The sequence below is a fragment of the Sphingobium sp. genome (assembly GCF_003248505.1).
Lineage (GTDB): Bacteria > Pseudomonadota > Alphaproteobacteria > Sphingomonadales > Sphingomonadaceae > Sphingobium.
The window spans coordinates 1-17,359 of sequence record NZ_QFOA01000073.1; the positions used below are offsets into that span (position 1 = coordinate 1).

General features: G+C 61.0%; 11 protein-coding genes. 7 read left to right on the forward strand and 4 right to left on the reverse strand.

Features of this window, described 5'->3' with window-relative positions; all coding sequences use genetic code 11:
• Both DI606_RS16570 and DI606_RS16575 read left to right on the forward strand, forming a co-directional pair.
• Positions 1-1,526: DUF1800 domain-containing protein (locus DI606_RS16570; protein WP_293984998.1), on the forward strand; the 1,526-nt coding region annotated here is incomplete at its 5' end.
• A 9-nt stretch (positions 1,527-1,535) separates the two neighbouring features.
• Complete coding sequence (locus tag DI606_RS16575) at positions 1,536-2,753, forward strand: DUF1501 domain-containing protein (protein ID WP_293984999.1); 1,218 nt, start codon at positions 1,536-1,538, stop codon at positions 2,751-2,753.
• A gap of 423 nt (positions 2,754-3,176) precedes the next feature.
• On the opposite strand, the gene DI606_RS16580 is transcribed toward DI606_RS16575, so the two are convergent.
• A complete protein-coding gene (locus DI606_RS16580; RefSeq protein ID WP_293985000.1) occupies positions 3,177-4,064 on the reverse strand; it encodes a LysR family transcriptional regulator in 888 nt (295 codons plus the stop codon).
• A gap of 97 nt (positions 4,065-4,161) precedes the next feature.
• On the opposite strand from DI606_RS16580, the gene DI606_RS16585 reads away from it, so the two are divergent.
• Entirely contained in the window at positions 4,162-4,911 is a 750-nt protein-coding gene (locus DI606_RS16585) for a sulfite exporter TauE/SafE family protein (RefSeq protein ID WP_293985001.1), read from the forward strand.
• A 314-nt stretch (positions 4,912-5,225) separates the two neighbouring features.
• Positions 5,226-7,079 (forward strand): ABC transporter ATP-binding protein/permease, encoded by a 1,854-nt coding sequence (locus DI606_RS16590; protein WP_293985002.1) that lies wholly within the window; start codon positions 5,226-5,228, stop codon positions 7,077-7,079.
• 298 nt (positions 7,080-7,377) lie between these two features.
• Here DI606_RS16590 and DI606_RS16595 read toward each other — a convergent pair whose 3' ends face one another.
• Together DI606_RS16595 and DI606_RS16600 are read right to left on the reverse strand one after the other, a co-directional pair.
• Positions 7,378-8,844 (reverse strand): aldehyde dehydrogenase family protein, encoded by a 1,467-nt coding sequence (locus DI606_RS16595; RefSeq protein ID WP_293985004.1) that lies wholly within the window; start codon positions 8,842-8,844, stop codon positions 7,378-7,380.
• A gap of 47 nt (positions 8,845-8,891) precedes the next feature.
• Positions 8,892-11,303, reverse strand: a complete 2,412-nt coding sequence (locus tag DI606_RS16600) for a membrane-bound PQQ-dependent dehydrogenase, glucose/quinate/shikimate family (RefSeq protein ID WP_293985006.1) — start codon at positions 11,301-11,303, stop codon at positions 8,892-8,894.
• 142 nt (positions 11,304-11,445) lie between these two features.
• On the opposite strand from DI606_RS16600, the gene DI606_RS16605 reads away from it, so the two are divergent.
• The gene (locus DI606_RS16605) at positions 11,446-12,318 is read left to right on the forward strand and encodes a LysR family transcriptional regulator (protein ID WP_293985008.1); all 873 of its coding nucleotides are present in this window, start codon (positions 11,446-11,448) and stop codon (positions 12,316-12,318) included.
• 520 nt (positions 12,319-12,838) lie between these two features.
• On the opposite strand, the gene DI606_RS16610 is transcribed toward DI606_RS16605, so the two are convergent.
• Entirely contained in the window at positions 12,839-13,906 is a 1,068-nt protein-coding gene (locus DI606_RS16610; RefSeq protein ID WP_293985010.1) for an aldo/keto reductase, read from the reverse strand.
• Between the two features lie 508 nt (positions 13,907-14,414).
• Between DI606_RS16610 and DI606_RS16615 the strand changes: the two genes are divergently transcribed.
• Positions 14,415-15,029: a TetR/AcrR family transcriptional regulator gene (locus DI606_RS16615; protein ID WP_293985012.1), complete on the forward strand. Its 615-nt coding sequence runs from the start codon at positions 14,415-14,417 to the stop codon at positions 15,027-15,029.
• A 137-nt stretch (positions 15,030-15,166) separates the two neighbouring features.
• Positions 15,167-17,353, forward strand: a complete 2,187-nt coding sequence (locus tag DI606_RS16620; RefSeq protein ID WP_293985014.1) for a TonB-dependent receptor — start codon at positions 15,167-15,169, stop codon at positions 17,351-17,353.
• Positions 17,354-17,359 lie beyond the last annotated feature (6 nt).

Here is a 17,359-nt window from a genome sequence, read left to right on the forward strand (position 1 = left end):
ATCGAGGAGGCACAGCCGCTACAGATTACACCCAAGGCCGCCTGAAAATGCAGCCCGCTGGCCACACCCGAATTTACACCACATTGACGGACGCGACCCTGCCGCAAGCGGCTCTGGCGGCGATCGACGCCTTGCCGATCATGCACCGCTCCTCACTCGATCTGGCACGTGACCTGGCATCGCGGGTAGATGCAGCCAAGGCTGCGCAGCAATTGGCGACACCCCAATCAGCCGTAACACAGCCGACGACGGCTGCCCCCCGGTCCCTTGCCATGACGGCATCGGCGGTGCGCGTGCAGCGGGTTCCCCCCATGCCGGTCACGGCTACGACGGCGGTCCGTACGCCCCAGGATGTACGCAACGGCTATCTTGCGGATGCCCTCAAGCAGGATCAGACACGGCTTATCCTGCGCGACCTCTATGCTCCCGATCAACTGCGCCAGCAAATGATCGCCTTCTGGCTCAATCATTTCAATGTCTATATCGACAAGGGCGAGATCCGGATCTTCCTCAAAGACTATGAGGATAAGGCGATCCGCCCTCACGCGCTCGGACGCTTTCGCGACCTGCTGGAGGCGAACCTTCGCTCGCCGGCCATGCAGCAGTATCTCGACAATGCGCAAAACACCAAGGGCCACATCAATGAAAATTACGCGCGCGAGATCATGGAATTGCACACGATGGGGGTGGGATCGGGCTACTCCCAAAAGGATGTGCAGGAACTGGCGCGGATTCTGACCGGTGTCGGCGTGGTCAATCCCAGGGCATCCGCGCGCGCCGGGAAGCAGCTCGTGCCCGGCTCGATCCGCGATGACATGTTCGCCTTCTATCCCGAAAGGCACGACATGGGCGACAAGGTTTTTCTCGGTCACACGATCAAGGGTTCGGGCTATGATGAGGTGCGCCAAGCGCTCGATCTGCTTTGCGCCCAACCGGCGACCGCCAAACACGTCTCACGCCAGTTGGCGCAATATTTCGTGGCCGACAATCCGCCCGCCGCGCTGGTGGATCGCATGGCGGCGCGATGGCGCCAGGGCGGTGGCGACATCGCCGAGGTGCTGGACCTGCTGTTCCACAGCCCCGAATTCAAGGCATCGCTCGCCCATCCACTGTTGAAGGATCCGCAGCATTACGTGATCTCGGCGGTGCGCATGGCCTATGGCGACCGGGTCGTCGCCAACACGCAGCCAATCGTCGCTTGGCTCAATAGGCTTGCGCAGCCATTTTATGGCCACTTGACCCCGGATGGCTATCCCTTGGATCGGTTCGCATGGAATGGGCCTGGCCAAATCGAACAGCGCTTCGAGATCGCGCAAGCGATCGGATCGGGCTCTGCTGGGCTGTTCAAGCGCGAGGAGCCGGGCGCCGTCGCCCAGCCGGCCTTTCCGGTGCTTCAGGGCGAGCTCTACTATGACGGTCTCGACAAACAGTTGCTGGGCCCGACCCGCGTCACTTTGGCGCAGGCAACCAGTCCACAGGAATGGAATGTCTTCTTCCTTGCTTCACCAGACTTCATGGGGAGATGAGAGATGGATATGAGCATCTTGTCACGGCGGCACCTGCTGGTTTCAGGCCTCTCCGCCGGACTGCTCGCCGCTAGCGGCAGGGCTTTTGCTCTTCCCGCGTCCCGTCAGACTAGGTTGCTGCTGGTTTTTCTGCGCGGCGCCTATGATGCGGCCAATGTGATCGTTCCGGTCGCGAGCGACTTCTATTACCAATCGCGCCCGACGATTGCGATCGCCAAGCCTGACCCGGGCAACGCGAAGGCGGCTTTGCCGCTCGATGCCGATTGGGGGCTGCACCCTGCGCTTGCCGACAGTATCTATCCCTTATGGCAGAAACGGCAGGTTGCCTTCGTGCCTTTCGTCGGCACCGACGACATGAGCCGCAGCCACTTCGAAACCCAGGACACTATCGAAATGGGCCAGCCGCTGACCAGCGGGCGGGATTACAGATCAGGCTTCATGGGGCGCCTGTCTCAGGTCATGGGCCCCAATGAACCCATCGCCTTCAGCAATCAGGTGCCGCTCGCCTTCCACGATGGTGCCTTGCAGGTGCCCAATCTGGCTGTCGCCAATGTCGGCAAGCCAACATTCGATGCGCGCCAGCAGGGATTGATCAACGCGATGTATGCCGCCCCCGCCGCGCAGGCGCTGGCGCCGCAAGTGGCCGTTAGCCAAGGATTCGATGTTCGCGAAGAAGCCTATAGCTCGCTCCAGGATGAAATGACCAAGGCGAGCCGGGGCGCGGTGAACGCGCGCGGTTTCGAGGCGCAGGCCAGGCGGGTTGCGGCGCTGATGCACGATCGCTTCAATCTGGCCTTCATGGATGTCGGTGGCTGGGATACACATACCTATCAGGGCGGTGCGGACGGCCAATTGGCGAACAAGATCGGCGAACTTGGGCGCGGTCTTGCCAGTTTCGCGCGCGAAAGCGGGCCCAACTGGGACAGCACCACGGTGATCGTCATTTCTGAGTTCGGCCGGACCTTTCGCGAGAATGGCGACAAGGGCACCGATCACGGCCACGGCAGCGTCTATTGGATTCTGGGCGGCGGCGTGCGCGGCGGGCGGATTGTGGGGCCGCAGGTCAAGCTTGCGCCCGAAACCTTGAACCAACAGCGGGATCTTCCCGTTTTGACAGATTATCGCGCCATGTTGGGCGGGATTTTCGCGCGGCTCTATGGGTTGAGCCCCGATCGAATTGCGAAAGTATTCCCGGCGGTTCGGCCCGTGAACCTGAATTTGGTATAGTGCTGTAAGTTATCAGCTCCACTCTCTCGTTTGTGGCATGCTTGCACCGGGCATAAGCGGCAACGAATGGTGCAGATCTGTCATATGGTTCTAAAGCGAGGAAAGACGGATTTTTGGGGCAGTGGCCCGGAGGGCCGGCACGCTGGAGGGTTCAGCTTCCATGCGCTCACGGCAAACCCGCCCGAAGAAGAGGTTCTGCGACACAGCCATGACGAAGCTCATTTCGTACTGGTGCTGGCCGGAGGCTATATGTCGTCAGCCGTTGGCACAAGTCGATTTCGGGTAGCCGATGGCGCCGGAAGGGGGCTTTCTTCACGGTGTTGGGAATCGTACTTCCCGGGTTGGCGCTATCCCACAGGCGGACCGAGCAAAGCTATGCTCACCGTTGATCCATGCTTCCCGCAAGGAACCGAGTTTGGAACGCTATTCAGCGGCCTGGGAGAGGTGATCGAACAGTGCCTTGGCGGGTACTGTAAGGTCGCTTTCATCGCGTATGCACAAGGACAGGCGGCGTGTTGCCCATTCATCGCGCAACCGGATGATCGCGATGCTCGTCGATCGCTGCCATCTTCTCGCAGCGGTTTCGGGAATGATGCCGACACCCGCACCGGCGCCTGCCATCTGGCAAATACTCTCGAAACTGCGAAGACGGACACGGATCTTCAACTTCGTACCCAAGCGGGATGCCTGATCTTCGATATGATCCTGTAAAGCTCCGCCCGCCATGCCGATGAACGGATCGCCGAGAAGATCGGCGAACCGCATCTGACCGTTTCCTGCAAACGGATGCTCTTTGGTTGCGACGACAACGAGGCGGTCGATCGCAAAGGGCCGCGTCGTCAGATTATCCGTCGCGACCGCACTCGAAAGCACGCCAATTTCGGCGAAACCGCCGCGGATGCTTCTGGCTATTTCGCCGCTTTCGCGTTCCTTCAGATCGATGTCGATCAGAGGATGTGCAGCCATCCACGGCGCCAACCGTTCAGGTAGAAACTCCATGATGGCGGCGGTGTTCGCAAAGATACGTACCGAAGCGCGTATCCCCGTCGCATATTGCCCGATATCGCCCCGCATCCGAGCCATCTGGTGCAGGATCGTGCGGGCATGGTGTGTTAGCATCTCCCCGGCTTCGGTTGGCACGATGCCACGACGCCCCCTGTTGAGAAGAGACACTTCCCCGATCGCTTCCATTTCACGGAGGCGTTCGCTGGCCGCAGGGAGGGACAAGCCGACGTCGGCCGCGCCGTGGGTGATGCTGCCGGCATCGACCACCGCCAGAAACAGCCGAAGATCTGTCAGATCGAAGCGCATCGCGTCAACCTAGTGCATTGCGTGCCTTCGGTACAGCCGAAGCCAGCGCTCAGACCTTCCGCATTGTGGATGCGGGTGTGACGGTTAGGTCTGCGACATGATCGGTCATTCGCTCCCCCTCATTGCCGCGATCGTCGCCACTTTCTTTGCGGCCGGCGTCGTGAAGGGCGTAACAGGCATGGGCTTGCCCACTGTGGCGATGGGCGTTCTGGGGTCGCTTCTGTCCCCGCTCGCTGCCGCTGCGCTCCTGTTGGTTCCATCGTTCGTGACCAATGTCTGGCAGCTTCTGACGGGGCTTCGGTTCGGAATGCTTATCCGCCGCCTTTGGCCGATGATGCTTACGATCGTTCTGGGCACCGTTCTCGGCTCGATGCTGCTGACCGGCGGGCAGACCGAATGCACGACGGTCGGCCTCGGCGTCGTCCTGGTCATCTACGCAGCATACGCGCTGCTTGCCCAGCCACTTCGAGTCTCGCCCCGATGGGAACCGTGGCTGTCGCCGGTGATCGGCCTCGTCACCGGTCTGGTAACGGGCGCGACGGGCATATTCGTCATTCCCGCCGTTCCATACATCCAGTCGCTAGACCTGGAACGGGACGATCTTGTGCAGGCGCTGGGCCTTTCCTTCACCATGTCTACGATCGCTCTTGCAATCGGCTTGTTCTGGCACGGTGCAGCGCCGGCAGGAAATATCCTGACCTCGACACTGGCCGTCATTCCTGCGCTGCTCGGCATGGCGATCGGACAGGTAATCCGCACCCGGATCAGCGCCGAACCGTTCCGGCGTGTTTTTCTGATCTTTCTAATGATACTAGGTTTGGAAATGACCCTGAATGGGTTACTCTGAAAAAAGGGAGCGCAAAACATAGCAACCGCGATCAAGAACGCTAATGTTGTGTCGATTTTGCCATGCCTTCGACCGCTGTGCCAGTCAGTTGTCGTCAGAGGTCTCGGCATCGCGGTCGACATGCGCTACAACTGGCTGTCCAACTGTATCTAAAAATGTTACACCAACATCGTCGAGCAGCCTTGGCGCTTTACGTCCCTCGGTTTACGACAGTGAGCGCATGGGTTCTGATCAATGTGCCTCGGTATCACGAGACAGGCGCAATCCTCCGGCGGCATTGGATCGCCGCCTAAAAGCGCCTACATGAAGTTCAAATGCCGCCTTCCAGTACAGACACATCGCCGCTGCCGCCCGTCTGGGCGACGTTGAAGCGCTTCTTTCCCTATCTCTGGCCAGCGGATGCGCCTGCGTTGCGTCGCCGGGTCGTTGGCGCCATGATCTTCGTCGCGCTCGCAAAGGCCGTCACGCTGGTTATGCCGTTCGCTTACAAGGCGGCAATCGACCGCATGGCCCCGGGCATGGAACCTGCGGCAGGCCTCGCCATGGCGTTGGTCGTCGCCTATGCCGGGGCGCGCTTTGCCGGCGTGTTCTTCGACAATCTGCGCAACGCCATTTTTGAGAAGGTCGGACAGGAGGCGGGGCGCCGGCTTTCGGACGACGTGTTCGTGCATCTTCATCGCCTGTCCTTGCGTTTCCATCTCGACCGCCGCACCGGGGCGGTCACCAAGATCGTCGAGCGTGGTACGAAAAGCATCGACACGATGCTCTATTTTCTGCTGTTCAATATAGCGCCGACTGTGCTGGAACTTGCGGCGGTTTGCGCGATCTTCCTCGTCAAATTCGGTGCTGGGCTTGTCTTCGCCACGCTGGCCATGGTGGCGCTCTACATCCTCTTCACCCGTACGGTCACCGAATGGCGCAACCAGTTACGCCGTGACATGGTCGATATGGATACGAGCGCCGTCGCCCATGCCGTTGACAGCCTGTTGAATTTCGAAACCGTCAAATATTTCGGCGCGGAGGAGCGCGAGGCCAAACGCTATGGCGCGGCGATGGGCCGCTATGCGAAGGCGGCCGTGAAGAGCGAGAACAGCCTTGCCTGGCTCAACATCGGCCAGTCGTTCATTACCAATCTCATGATGGCGGGGGCAATGGGCTATACCGTGTGGGGATGGAGCCGGGGTCAGTTCACGACCGGCGACGTGGTGCTAGTGAACACGCTTCTGTCACAGCTTTTCCGTCCGCTCGACTTGCTCGGCATGGTGTATCGCACGATCCGTCAGGGCCTGATCGATATGGAGGCGATGTATCGGCTGATCGACACGCCGGCGGAGATCGCCGACGATCCCCTTGCGCCTGCGCTGCATGTCGCGGGCGGGGAAGTGAAGTTCGAAGACGTACGTTTCGGCTACGATCCCGAGCGGGAAATCCTTCACGGCGTCAGCTTCACCGTGCCGGCGGGCCGAACGCTGGCGATCGTCGGCCCTTCCGGCGCGGGCAAGTCTACCATCGCTCGCCTCCTGTTCCGTTTCTACGACATCCACACGGGGCGGGTAACCATCGACGGGCAGGATATCGCCGCCGTCACTCAGCAATCGTTGCGGGCATCGATCGGCATCGTGCCTCAGGATATGGTGCTTTTCAATGACACCATCGGCTATAATATCGGTTATGGCTGCGAGGGCGCGGCGCAGGACGCGATTGAGGCGGCGGCGCGAGCGGCGTCGATACATGATTTCATCATGACATTGCCGCAAGGCTATGACACGCGCGTTGGCGAACGCGGCCTCAAGCTATCGGGCGGTGAGAAGCAGCGGGTCGCCATCGCGCGCACTTTGCTGAAGAATCCGCCGGTGTTGGTGCTGGACGAAGCTACCAGCGCGCTCGACAGTCGCACCGAAACCGAGATCCAGACCGTGCTGCGCGACATCAGCAGACGGCGCACCACCATCGTTGTCGCGCATCGCCTCTCCACCGTGGTCGATGCGGATGAGATCATTGTGCTGGAGCAGGGGCGTATCGTCGAACGGGGCCGTCATGCGGACCTGGTTCGCGCCGATGGGCTCTACGCAACGATGTGGGCGCGGCAAGCGACCGAGCGGGACGACTTGCCGATAGAACAGCTCGTCGCGGACCCAGTGGCAGCGTCGCTTCGAGCGAGTTCTTAAGAGTGACCGCCGTTATCGCCCGTCCGGCGATAGAGGTGCATCTAGTTCTTCTTCTGCGGCGGCAGAGGCGGAAATCGCGTTCTTCTTGCCGCCGTACTTGAGCGGTTATTACGCACGCGAGAACGGGTAGGGGGCCCCCGCTTGACTTCGCGTCGCATCAAGACCCGAGTAACGTCTTACTTCTTCTCGTCCTTATGGCTCGAATTCCCGATCGGATATAGAGCGCGACCCTGCGCCGTGTTTGTTGAAAGCGCAGGGTCATTGTTGCTCCTTCGGTGTAGCCGGAAAACCAGCGCGATCAGTTTGCCGGCATGGCGATCCCGACGGTCTTGACCCGCAGGAATTCTGCCAGTCCTTCCTTGCCGCCCTCTCGGCCATAACCGCTGACGCCCAGTCCGCCAAAGGGACGCTGGGGCTGGATATTCTGCGATCCGTTGACGAGGACCACGCCGCTGCGCAATTCCTCCGACAGACGCAGCGCGCGACCCAGATCGCGCGTCTGGATATAGGCGGACAAGCCATAATCGGTGTTGTTGGCGATGCGGATGGCTTCCGCCTCGTCCTTGAAGCGGGTGATGGCGAGCACTGGTCCGAACACCTCCTCCTGCGCAAGATGCGAGTCCGGATCGACATCGGTGAAGACGGTAGGCTCGATATAATAGCCCGATGCCAGCGCGCCGCCGATGCGATTGCCCCCGGCAACCAGCTTGCCCGCACCGTCGGCTTTCGCCCGATCGATCGTGGCGAGGATGCGATGCAGGGCGGCTTCGTTGACAACCGGACCGGATGTCGTTTCCGGGGCGAAGGGATCGCCGACTTTTATTTGCGCGACGCGCGCCAGGGTGCGTTCGACCACCTCATCGTAAATATCTTGATGAACCAGCATTCGGGTCGGAAAAGCGCAGCCTTGGCCGCTCATCATGCCGATTGACCCGTCCACGCCAAAGGCGCACGCCGGGTCGAGATCGGCGTCGGGAAAGATGAGATTGGCCGACTTGCCGCCCAATTCCAGCACGGCTGGCTTGATCTGCTCCGCGCAGGACGCAAGAATCTTGCGCGCTGTTACCGGTCCGCCGGTGAAGCTCACCTTTTCGACCAGTTTGTGGCGCACCAGCGCTTCGCCAGCGGCGACCGATCCGGGCACCATGTTGATGACGCCCGCGGGGATTCCGGCTTCGGCTGCAAGCTGCATGAAAAACTCGCCCGAATAGGGCGTCATTTCCGATGGCTTCACCACCACGGTGTTGCCAGCCGCGATTGCCGGAGCGACTTTCATGCCCAGCGAGATCAGCGGCCCGTTCCATGTGATGATGAGGCCGATGACCCCATAGGGTTCCGCAAGCGTATACCCCAATTCGCCGCGCGCCATGACGGACCCGTTGACTTGGCCTTCTATCCGGTCCGCCCAGCCTGCATAATAGTCGATCCAGTCGGCCGCGATTGTGGCCCCGAACATCGCGAACATCGCAGGCGTGCCATTGTCGAGCGCGCCTAGCCGACCGAACTCCTGCGCGTTGGCGCGAACCAGATCGGCAAGGCGGCGTAGCATCCGCGCCCGCTCGCGCGGGTCGGACCGCCGCCATGTCGCAAAGGCGTTGGCCGCCGCTGCGACGGCCTCGTCCGTTTCTTCCGCACCTGCGAGCGGCACCGTGCCCGTGGTGGACGCATCGGCGGGATAGATATGGTGATGCGTTCCTCCCGATCCGGTGGTGCGCTTCTCATCGCCGATATGCAGGTGAACGGTAGGAACCGAGCGATCGTTCATCGAAATAACTCTCATTGCAGGACGCATGGCAGGCGTCGGTGGATGGATCAGCGCTTCTCCTTGGGAAGCGCGTAGGCATAGATAGCGTCACCGGGCTTCGTGCCGAGGAAGGCGTGTCCGCCCGACGCGGTCACGACGAACTGGCGCCCGCTTGCCTGCGACATATAGGTGATAGGCGTCGCCTGACCCGCCTGGGGCAAACGACCGCGCCAGAGAACCTTACCCGTCGTCGTGTCGATGGCGCGCAGATATTTATCCTGTGTCGCTGCGATGAAGATCAGGCCGCCGCGGGTGACGACCGATCCGCCCAGATTGGGCGTGCCGATCTTGAAGGGCAGCAAGGACGGGAGGCCGAGCGGGCCGCTGTCGCGCGCGGTGCCCAGCGGGTGCGACCACAACAGCTTGCCGCTGTTAAGGTCGACAGCGCTCAAGCGTCCCCATGGCGGTGCCTGGCAGGGCGCGAATATGGGAGACAGGAAGGGCAGGGATCGAACGGCGAAGGGCGTGCCCATCTGGGGCTGGATCATCTGTCCCTCGGGCTTCGGGGCGGCCCCCATCCCCATAGGGCGCACGCCCAGCCTATCGGCTTCCTCGCGTTTCACCAATTGCACGTAATTGCCGACATAATTGGTGTTGACGATCATCAGCCGCCGATCGCGATCGATCGAAACCCCACCCCAGTTCATGCCGCCCAGGAAGCCGGGATAGGCGATGGTAGGAGAGAACCCCGGCGGAGTGAGCGTGCCGTCATAGCGCGCCTCGCGGAATTTGATGCGGCACCAGAGCTGGTCGAGGGGCGTGACGCCCCACATGTCCCGTTCCTTGACCGCAAGGCCCCGGAAGGACGGCATGGCGTCCGAAAAGGGCTGGGTAGGCGCGGCCCATTCGCCCGGCGCCATGCCCCCTTGCGGAACGGGATGTTCGCTCACAGGCTTGATCGGGCGGCCGGTTTCACGGTCCAACACGAACAGCTCGCCCCGCTTGGTGGGCTGGATCAGCGCGGGGCGCATGCCTTGCGCCGTCGGAAGGTCGATCAGCGTCGGCTGGGAAGCAACGTCATAGTCCCACAGATCGTGATGCGTCGTCTGGAAACGCCAGCGGGGGCGACCCGTTTCGGCATCGATGGCGACCACGGAACTCGACCACGCATCGTCGAACGGTCGACGCTGAGCACCTGCATAATCGGGCGCGGCGCCACCCAGCGGAGCGAAGACGAGGCCGAGCCGTTCGTCGGCGCTCATCGGTGCCCAGCTATTGGGCGTCGAGGGCGTGTAGGTTTCGCCGGGCGGCGGCGCGCCGGTGCGGTCGGGGCGACCGACGTCGAACGCCCAACTGAGTTTGCCGGTGACGGCGTCGAACGCGCGGATCACGCCGGACGGTTCGCCCCAGTACATGCCATCGGCCACCCAGCCGCCCAGTACGACACGTCCCCTGGCGATGGTCGGCGCCGAAGTGACATAATAATAGCCTGCCGGAGCCTTGGGCATGCCGACCTTCAGGTCGACGACGCCGTTGCGGCCGAACGAGCTGCACGGACGACCGGTGCGGGCATCGACGGCAAGCAGGCGGGCGTCCACCGTATTGGTGTAGATGCGTTCCGCGCAGGCGCCCGCAGTGTCGGGAACTTTGTGGTAGGCAAGGCCGCGGCAATGGCCGTAGGTTGCCCCCTTTACATTGGTGTTGGCATGGAAGCGCCAGCGCTGCTTGCCCGTTTCCCCGTCCAGCGCGACAATGTCGTTATAGTCGTTGCACAGATAGAGCGTGTCGCCGATCTTAAGCGGCGTAACTTCGAGCGAGGCCGGTGCTCCTGCTGGCGCGGGGCCGAAATGATAGGTCCAGGCAAGCTCAAGCTTGTCGACATTGGCGGGCGTGAGCTGGGTAAGCGAGCTGAACCGCGTGCCTGCCGCATCGCCGCCCCAAACCGCCCAGTCTTGGCCGGAGCTATCTGCGGATGCGGCGAGCGGCAATGGCGCAGGTGCCTGTGCGGCCATGCCCGCCTGAAACATGGGATCGGGCCGTTCCGCGACGAACATCATATTGGCGATGGTCCCTAGCCCGACGGCGAGCACCAAACCGGCCATCGCGATCCCGAAGCGCTTGCCAAGCGAGTGCTTGCTTCGCGGATGCAGACGCCGCGCCGTCCATGGCAGGATGAACCAAAGGCCGATGACGAACGGACCGGCCAGCCGTGCGAGCAGCGACCAGCCGGCGAAACCCGACTCGCCGACGGCCCATGCAACCGTGCCAAGCAGCAGGACGCCGAACAGCAGAGCGCCGCTCCGCCGACCCAACGCCACCAGAATGCCGCTGACCAGGGTCATCAATCCTGCGATCACATAGTAGGGCGATCCTCCCAAGGTCACGAGCTGGGTCCCGCCTACGGCCAGGATGACCCCGACAAGGACAAGGAAGCCGGCAAAGAAATACGGGCGGCGGAATATAGGGCGCCGGGATGTCATCCGGGTCGCATCATTGTCCGATCCCAACATTCCCTTTGTGTCTCCTACCATATTCTGCGTCGGCAGTGTCTAGCGAACAGGGCTTGATCCTGTATATGGTCAAATTTGATCACATCACGTTCAAAAATGTCGGGAGTGGCTCTTGGAACGGCAGTGGGACGATCTGCGTATTTTTCTGGAAGTTACGCGCGCTAAATATATTCCTGCCGCCGCCCGTGCACTCGCCCTCAGTGACGCCACGGTTCGGCGGCGGCTTGCCGCGCTGGAATCCCAACTTGGGGTATCGTTGTTCGATAGGGTCGAAGGGATGCTCAAGCCGACCCGGGCGGGCATGCAGCTTCTTCCCGTGGTCGAGGATATGGAGCGCAAATCGCAGGAGGCCATCGAAAGACTGCAGAACGCCGATCACCGCATCGAGGGGTTGGTGCGGCTCGGCGCTCCGGATGGCATATCCACCCTGCTTCTGGCACCCAGGCTGGCTCGCTTCCAATCTACGCACCCGGACCTCGATGTCGAAATGGTCAACCTGACTCATTCTGTCGACCTTCGCAGGAGGGAAGCCGATATTGCGGTCGTATGGGACAGGCCGCATCGCGGCGAACACCGTATTTCCGCACTTCGACCGGTGACGATGAGGCTCTATGCGTCCCAGAGCTATCTTGAAGAGCATGCGCCGATCGGGCGCATCGAGGATCTGAAATTGCACAGGTTCGTCGGCTATCCTCTGTCCTCGCCGATCGCGCAAAGCCTTGCCAAGATGCTTTCCGAATTTGAGCAGAATGTCAGGCTTGTGTTCACCAGTCCGAACATTCTCGCCCAAGCGGCGGTCGCAACCGAGGGCGGCGGCATCATCATGCTGCCGCGTTATGTCGCAGACCAACGACCCGCTCTGCGAGAAATACTACCCGAAACCTTCTCGGTGTCCCTGCAATTATGGCTTCTGATCCATAAGGAGGTTGCGCGACTTGCCCGAATCCAGTCGGTCGCCGCGATGGTCAGGTCATGCTTCCCATAATCGCAGCGCAACGGACTACGCAGCGGGCATCAAATGCGGCATGATCAGCTTCGTCACCCCGCTCGGGGTGCCGTTCGGCTCATAAGGACGATGCCGGTGCCATAATTGTCGGTAACGCTCGCCCGGCGTTCGTTGACGGGGATCATGGTCTGGTCGGGCGATATCGCATAAATCGGGTCAATTTAGAGCAGTTCGATAAGATCGCGGGCCTCGATATGGCGGTGTTTCGATGGAAAATCTTTCGCATTCAGTCATTCTGCGCAATCCTGTGTCGCAGGTGGGTCGGGACTGGTGTCGTACCTGACTATGCATTGCTCGAAACAGGGGAAATGAGCATTACGAGGCCTTGGGCACGGTGAGACTGGCGAGGCGGCCTATCTTGGAATAGTTGGCCTGTTGTACATGGCCTGCCCGACGGGTCGCCGACTGTCCCGGAAGGAAAGGGGTATAGTGCCCCAATGACAAGCAGGTGGCGGCCCTATATCAAGTGCTTCCCGGCAGTGCGGTCCGCGCCGCCTGATCAGTGGCGCGGATGGATTGTAGTGCCGCCCGTCAACCCGTGCCGTATGAAGGGCGTGGCTAGAAAATCGTGAGGAAAACCGAGCGAAATCGCACTTGCGGCGTTGAGCCGTTCCAGCTGCGTACCGTCGAGCGACACGCCGAGCGCGGCGACATTATCCTCATACTGCCGCATTGTTCGAGCGCCGACGAGAGGCGATATGACCGCCGAATTGGCGAGGGTCCAGGCGATGGCTACCTGCGCCGAGGTGACGCCCAATTCATCGGCAGTCGCCTTCACGGCGTCGGCGATCGCCACGACCCGCGCATCGATGCGGTCAGCGGCCTCCAGCATCGCCTTGCGACCGCCCGCCTCGCCGGCATGGGCGCTGCCGCCGGTCGCATATTTGCCTGACAGCATGCCGCTCGCCAGCGGCGACCATGGCATGACGCCTATTCCCAGCGCCCTGGCGGCCGGAATGAGGTCGCGTTCAGCCGTGCGCTCGATCAGATTATATTCCGCTTGCAGCGCCACAAACTGGCTCCATCCACGCAGTTCGGCCATCGTTTGCAGCCGCGCCATTTGCCAGGCGGGCGTATCTGACAGGCCCAGATAGAGAATTTTTCCCTGCGAAACGAGGTCGTCGAACGCGCGCAATATCTCATCGGCGGGTGTCGTATCGTCCCAGACATGGAGAAAAAACAGGTCGATCCGATCCGTGCGCAGACGTCTGAGGCTGGTTTCGACGGTTTGCACCATGTTACGGCGGCTATTGCCGGCTGCATTGGGGTCGCCGACCGACCGGGTCAGCGAATATTTGGTGGAGAGCACAAGCCGTTCGCGCTTGGTCTCCGCAAATTTGCCGGTCAGCGTTTCCGATACCCCGTCGGCATAATAGCCTGCCGTATCGATAAAATTGCCGCCGCACTCGACATAGGCGTCGAAAATGCGGCGCGATTCGCTTTCGTTGCCTCCCCACTCTTCGCCGAAAGTCATTGTACCCAATGCGAGGGGAGAAACGCGAAGTCCCGAGCGTCCGAGCAGGCGATAGGTGTCGAGTGCGAGCGGCTGGCTGAATGTCGGTGTCATAGCTACATGAATCTTTCGCTGCTTCCGGGACAACCCAGTGCATCATCCTATGCACGGGCTATCCCCCATCGTGCGACAGGCTGTCGAACTTTCCGTCGTTGATATTGCATGGGATGCGATGCGCTGTGCGCCTCCCACCTCAACGACGATGCCGCCCCTGATATTAAAATCGCCATCCTTGGGATTCCGAGCGCTCCCCCAGACACGGCTATTCGCTAGCGTCGTTCGGAGAAGTGTTCACGTGCAGCTTCCGATTGAAGTTCGGCAAGATTGTCCGGGGCATGGCGGAAAGGATCGGACGATCGTGCAAGTCCGGTCGGTTCGGCAATGGCCTTTGTGAAAACTTTTTCCAGTGCAGGGGGAAGTATAGGCGGCCGGCCACGTGCCGCCGCTCCATTCGCTTCCACGATCACGACATAATGTTTTCATGGCGATCTTTTTGATGCGGCGAGTGCGGTGCCGTTCGGCTTAGGTTGGCCCTTGCGGCGAGTGCGGCTATGCCGAGGGGATGAACCGTTTCGATGACTATCCCGCCGGCGCGCAGCGGCTGATCCTGGCGGCCGAGCAATTGGTGGCCGAACGCGGGGTGGAGGGCACATCTGTTCGAGAAATTCTGCGACGCGCGCGTCAGGCGAACAATTCCGCAATCTATCATCACTTCGGTTCCAAGGAGAAGTTGATCGAGGGGGTGTACGACTTGCGTCAGGCAGAGGTGGATCGGGCACGTGTTGCTTGGCTGGACAGGCTGGGTCGCCCGCCACAGCAGCTTGGCGAGATATTGGATGCCCTGCTGCGTCCGGTGCTGGTGGCGTTTCACGGCCAGCGCCGCAGGCTTTTCGCTCAGATGATCCTGCATCTCGTCCTGACCAACCCGAAAAACCCGCTGTTCGTAGAAGAGCGCCAGCCCGAAACGACCCGGCATCTGAACCTGCTGCTCCGGCAGAGTTGTCCTCACCTGGATGATATCCTGTTCCGTCAACGCTATACGCTGGGAGTCCTTTATTTGCTGCAGGCGGCGATCTATGCCGGTCAACGCGTGGCGCAGGGCACGCTGGGCGATGAGGATGACGAAAAGTTCTGGAACGAGATTATGAAAATCGTCCGGGAATCGATAGCCGGTTGAGAGCCGAAAAATCACGCATTTCCTATCCTGGGATAGGCTGCGTATAAGACGTTCGTCTTCATCCTCTCCATCGTGGCCGCGGGCAAGATAAAAAAATCGATTGAGCCCCATACCCCTGCGGCCAGGAGGAGAGGATCATGTCAAGTTTCATGCGCCGGCATCACGCTCGTCTGCTGCTGTCTGCCGGCATCTGTCTGAGCGTTCCGTTCACAGCTCTGGCGCAGGAGGCCAGTGCGGATCGTCCCACGACTGCATCCACGGACGACATCGTGGTGACTGCACGCCGCGAGTCCGAAAATATACAGTCGACGCCCGTTTCTGTCGTGGCCTTCAACGAAGAGATGCTGCGATCTGCCAATATTCAGAACACCTCCGACCTGATGATGAAGACGCCCGGCGTATTTTTGTCGGGGTCGGGCGGTCGGGAAAATTCGGTCTTTCAGATACGCGGCCAGAGCAAGGCATTGAGCGGGTCCAACGCTCCCGCCGTCGTCAGCTACTTCGCGGATGTCCCACAGCCGACCTTCGGCAGCGGCGTTTCGACCTATGACATGGCTTCCGTTCAGGTGCTCAAGGGGCCGCAAGGCACACTTTTCGGTCGCAACACGACGGGCGGCGCGGTGCTCTATTATCCCGCCGCGCCCAGCTACAAGCTGGAAGGATATCTGGAAGGCGGCTACGGCAATTATGACCGGCGGCAGCTCGAAGGGGCTCTCACCCTGCCGATCATAGACGGCCGGCTCTCCGTCCGAGTGGCAGGCCGTTATGAAAAGCGGGATGGCTATACCCGGAACATCGGCGTGGGCGGCGATCTGGATGATGTGAATTCGCGCGCTTTCCGCGTGTCCGTGCTGGCAGAACCGACCGACACGATCCGCAACCTCACGATTTTCGACTGGTATCGCAACTATTATACCGGCGATGCTGTGGTGCTGACGGGCGTCGATGCATCCCCCAGCCTACTTGATCTTCTTGGCGTCAGGGGATCGGCTCTGGCTGAGCTGGCGGCGCAACGCGCTCGCGGCCCCCGCGTCGTGAACAGTGACGTCGAACCTGCCATGAACAGAACTCGCCGCTGGGGCCTGACCAACCGGACCGACATCACGTTGGGCGATGTCGAACTGACCAATATTTTCGGCTACCGCAAAACCTACGTCGAATATAATATCAACACCGACGGGGTTCCGCGGCTCGCCAGCAATCTGGCGCCGGGCCTGACTTTGCCCTTGCTCAATGCCGGGGCAATCAACAACGTCGAACAATATACCGAGGAATTGCAGCTTAAGGGCAGTGTGTTCGACGACAAGGTCGACTGGCTGCTCGGAGGTTTCTATCTCAAGAGCCGCCCTTATGGAACGACCGGGTCCGGAAACGGTGTCGGCTTCTTCACCAGCTATCCATTGGCGACCTTCCAGTACAACTTCTACACCGAAAACAGCCGCGCCCTGTTCGGTAACGTCAATGTAAAGCTGGATTCTCTGGCGCAGGGACTGCGCCTCAATGCCGGCGTGCGTTACACCTGGGACAAGCAACTGGCATGCGTCGCCACCCAGGGCACGATGGCCAGCCCCAATATGTCAGCGCCCAACATTCAGCCCGACGAATGTCCCTCCAGTCCGCTGTTGGTTGGAGCGTCGGTCAACCGCGCCAAATCCTCCGCTCCTACTTGGACCTTGGGCCTCGACTGGCAGGTTACGCCCGACCTGTTCACCTATGTCGTATCGCGTCGCGGGTACCGGACGGGCGGCATCAACACGCCGACTTTCGGCGGGCGGCTCACGCCTTATCAGTCGTTTGGTCCGGAAAAGGTCACGGATATTGAAGCTGGCATACGCACCGATTGGAACTTGGGCGGTGACGTGAAGCTGCGATTTAACGCCTCCGCCTTTTCCGGCTGGTACAATGGTGTGCAGATCGCGCTTAGCGGCCTTATCACGCAGTCTGCGGCCTGTCGGGCGGGCGTGAATAATCCAGCACCGATTTCACCGGACGGCGATTGCGATCCTTCCAACGATCCGCAGTCCGGAACCATGCTGATCAACGCGGGCAAATCCCGGGTTGCGGGCATCGATCTGGATGGACGCATCGCGTTCGGCAGCCGGCTGGCGCTGACGTACGGAGCGAACTTCCTCGATACCAAGACTCGTTCGCTCGAAGCGCCTGCGGCGGTCCAGCCCTATCTCCAGCAGCAGAAAATTCCTTTCGATTTGGTCGCGAAGCGGACCTATACGCTAGGCGGCGTGGACAAATTCCGGGCGTCAATATTGGGTGAGCATCAGAGACCCCAGATCGTGCCGCTGATGATGACGCTTAGAACGATATAGATAAAA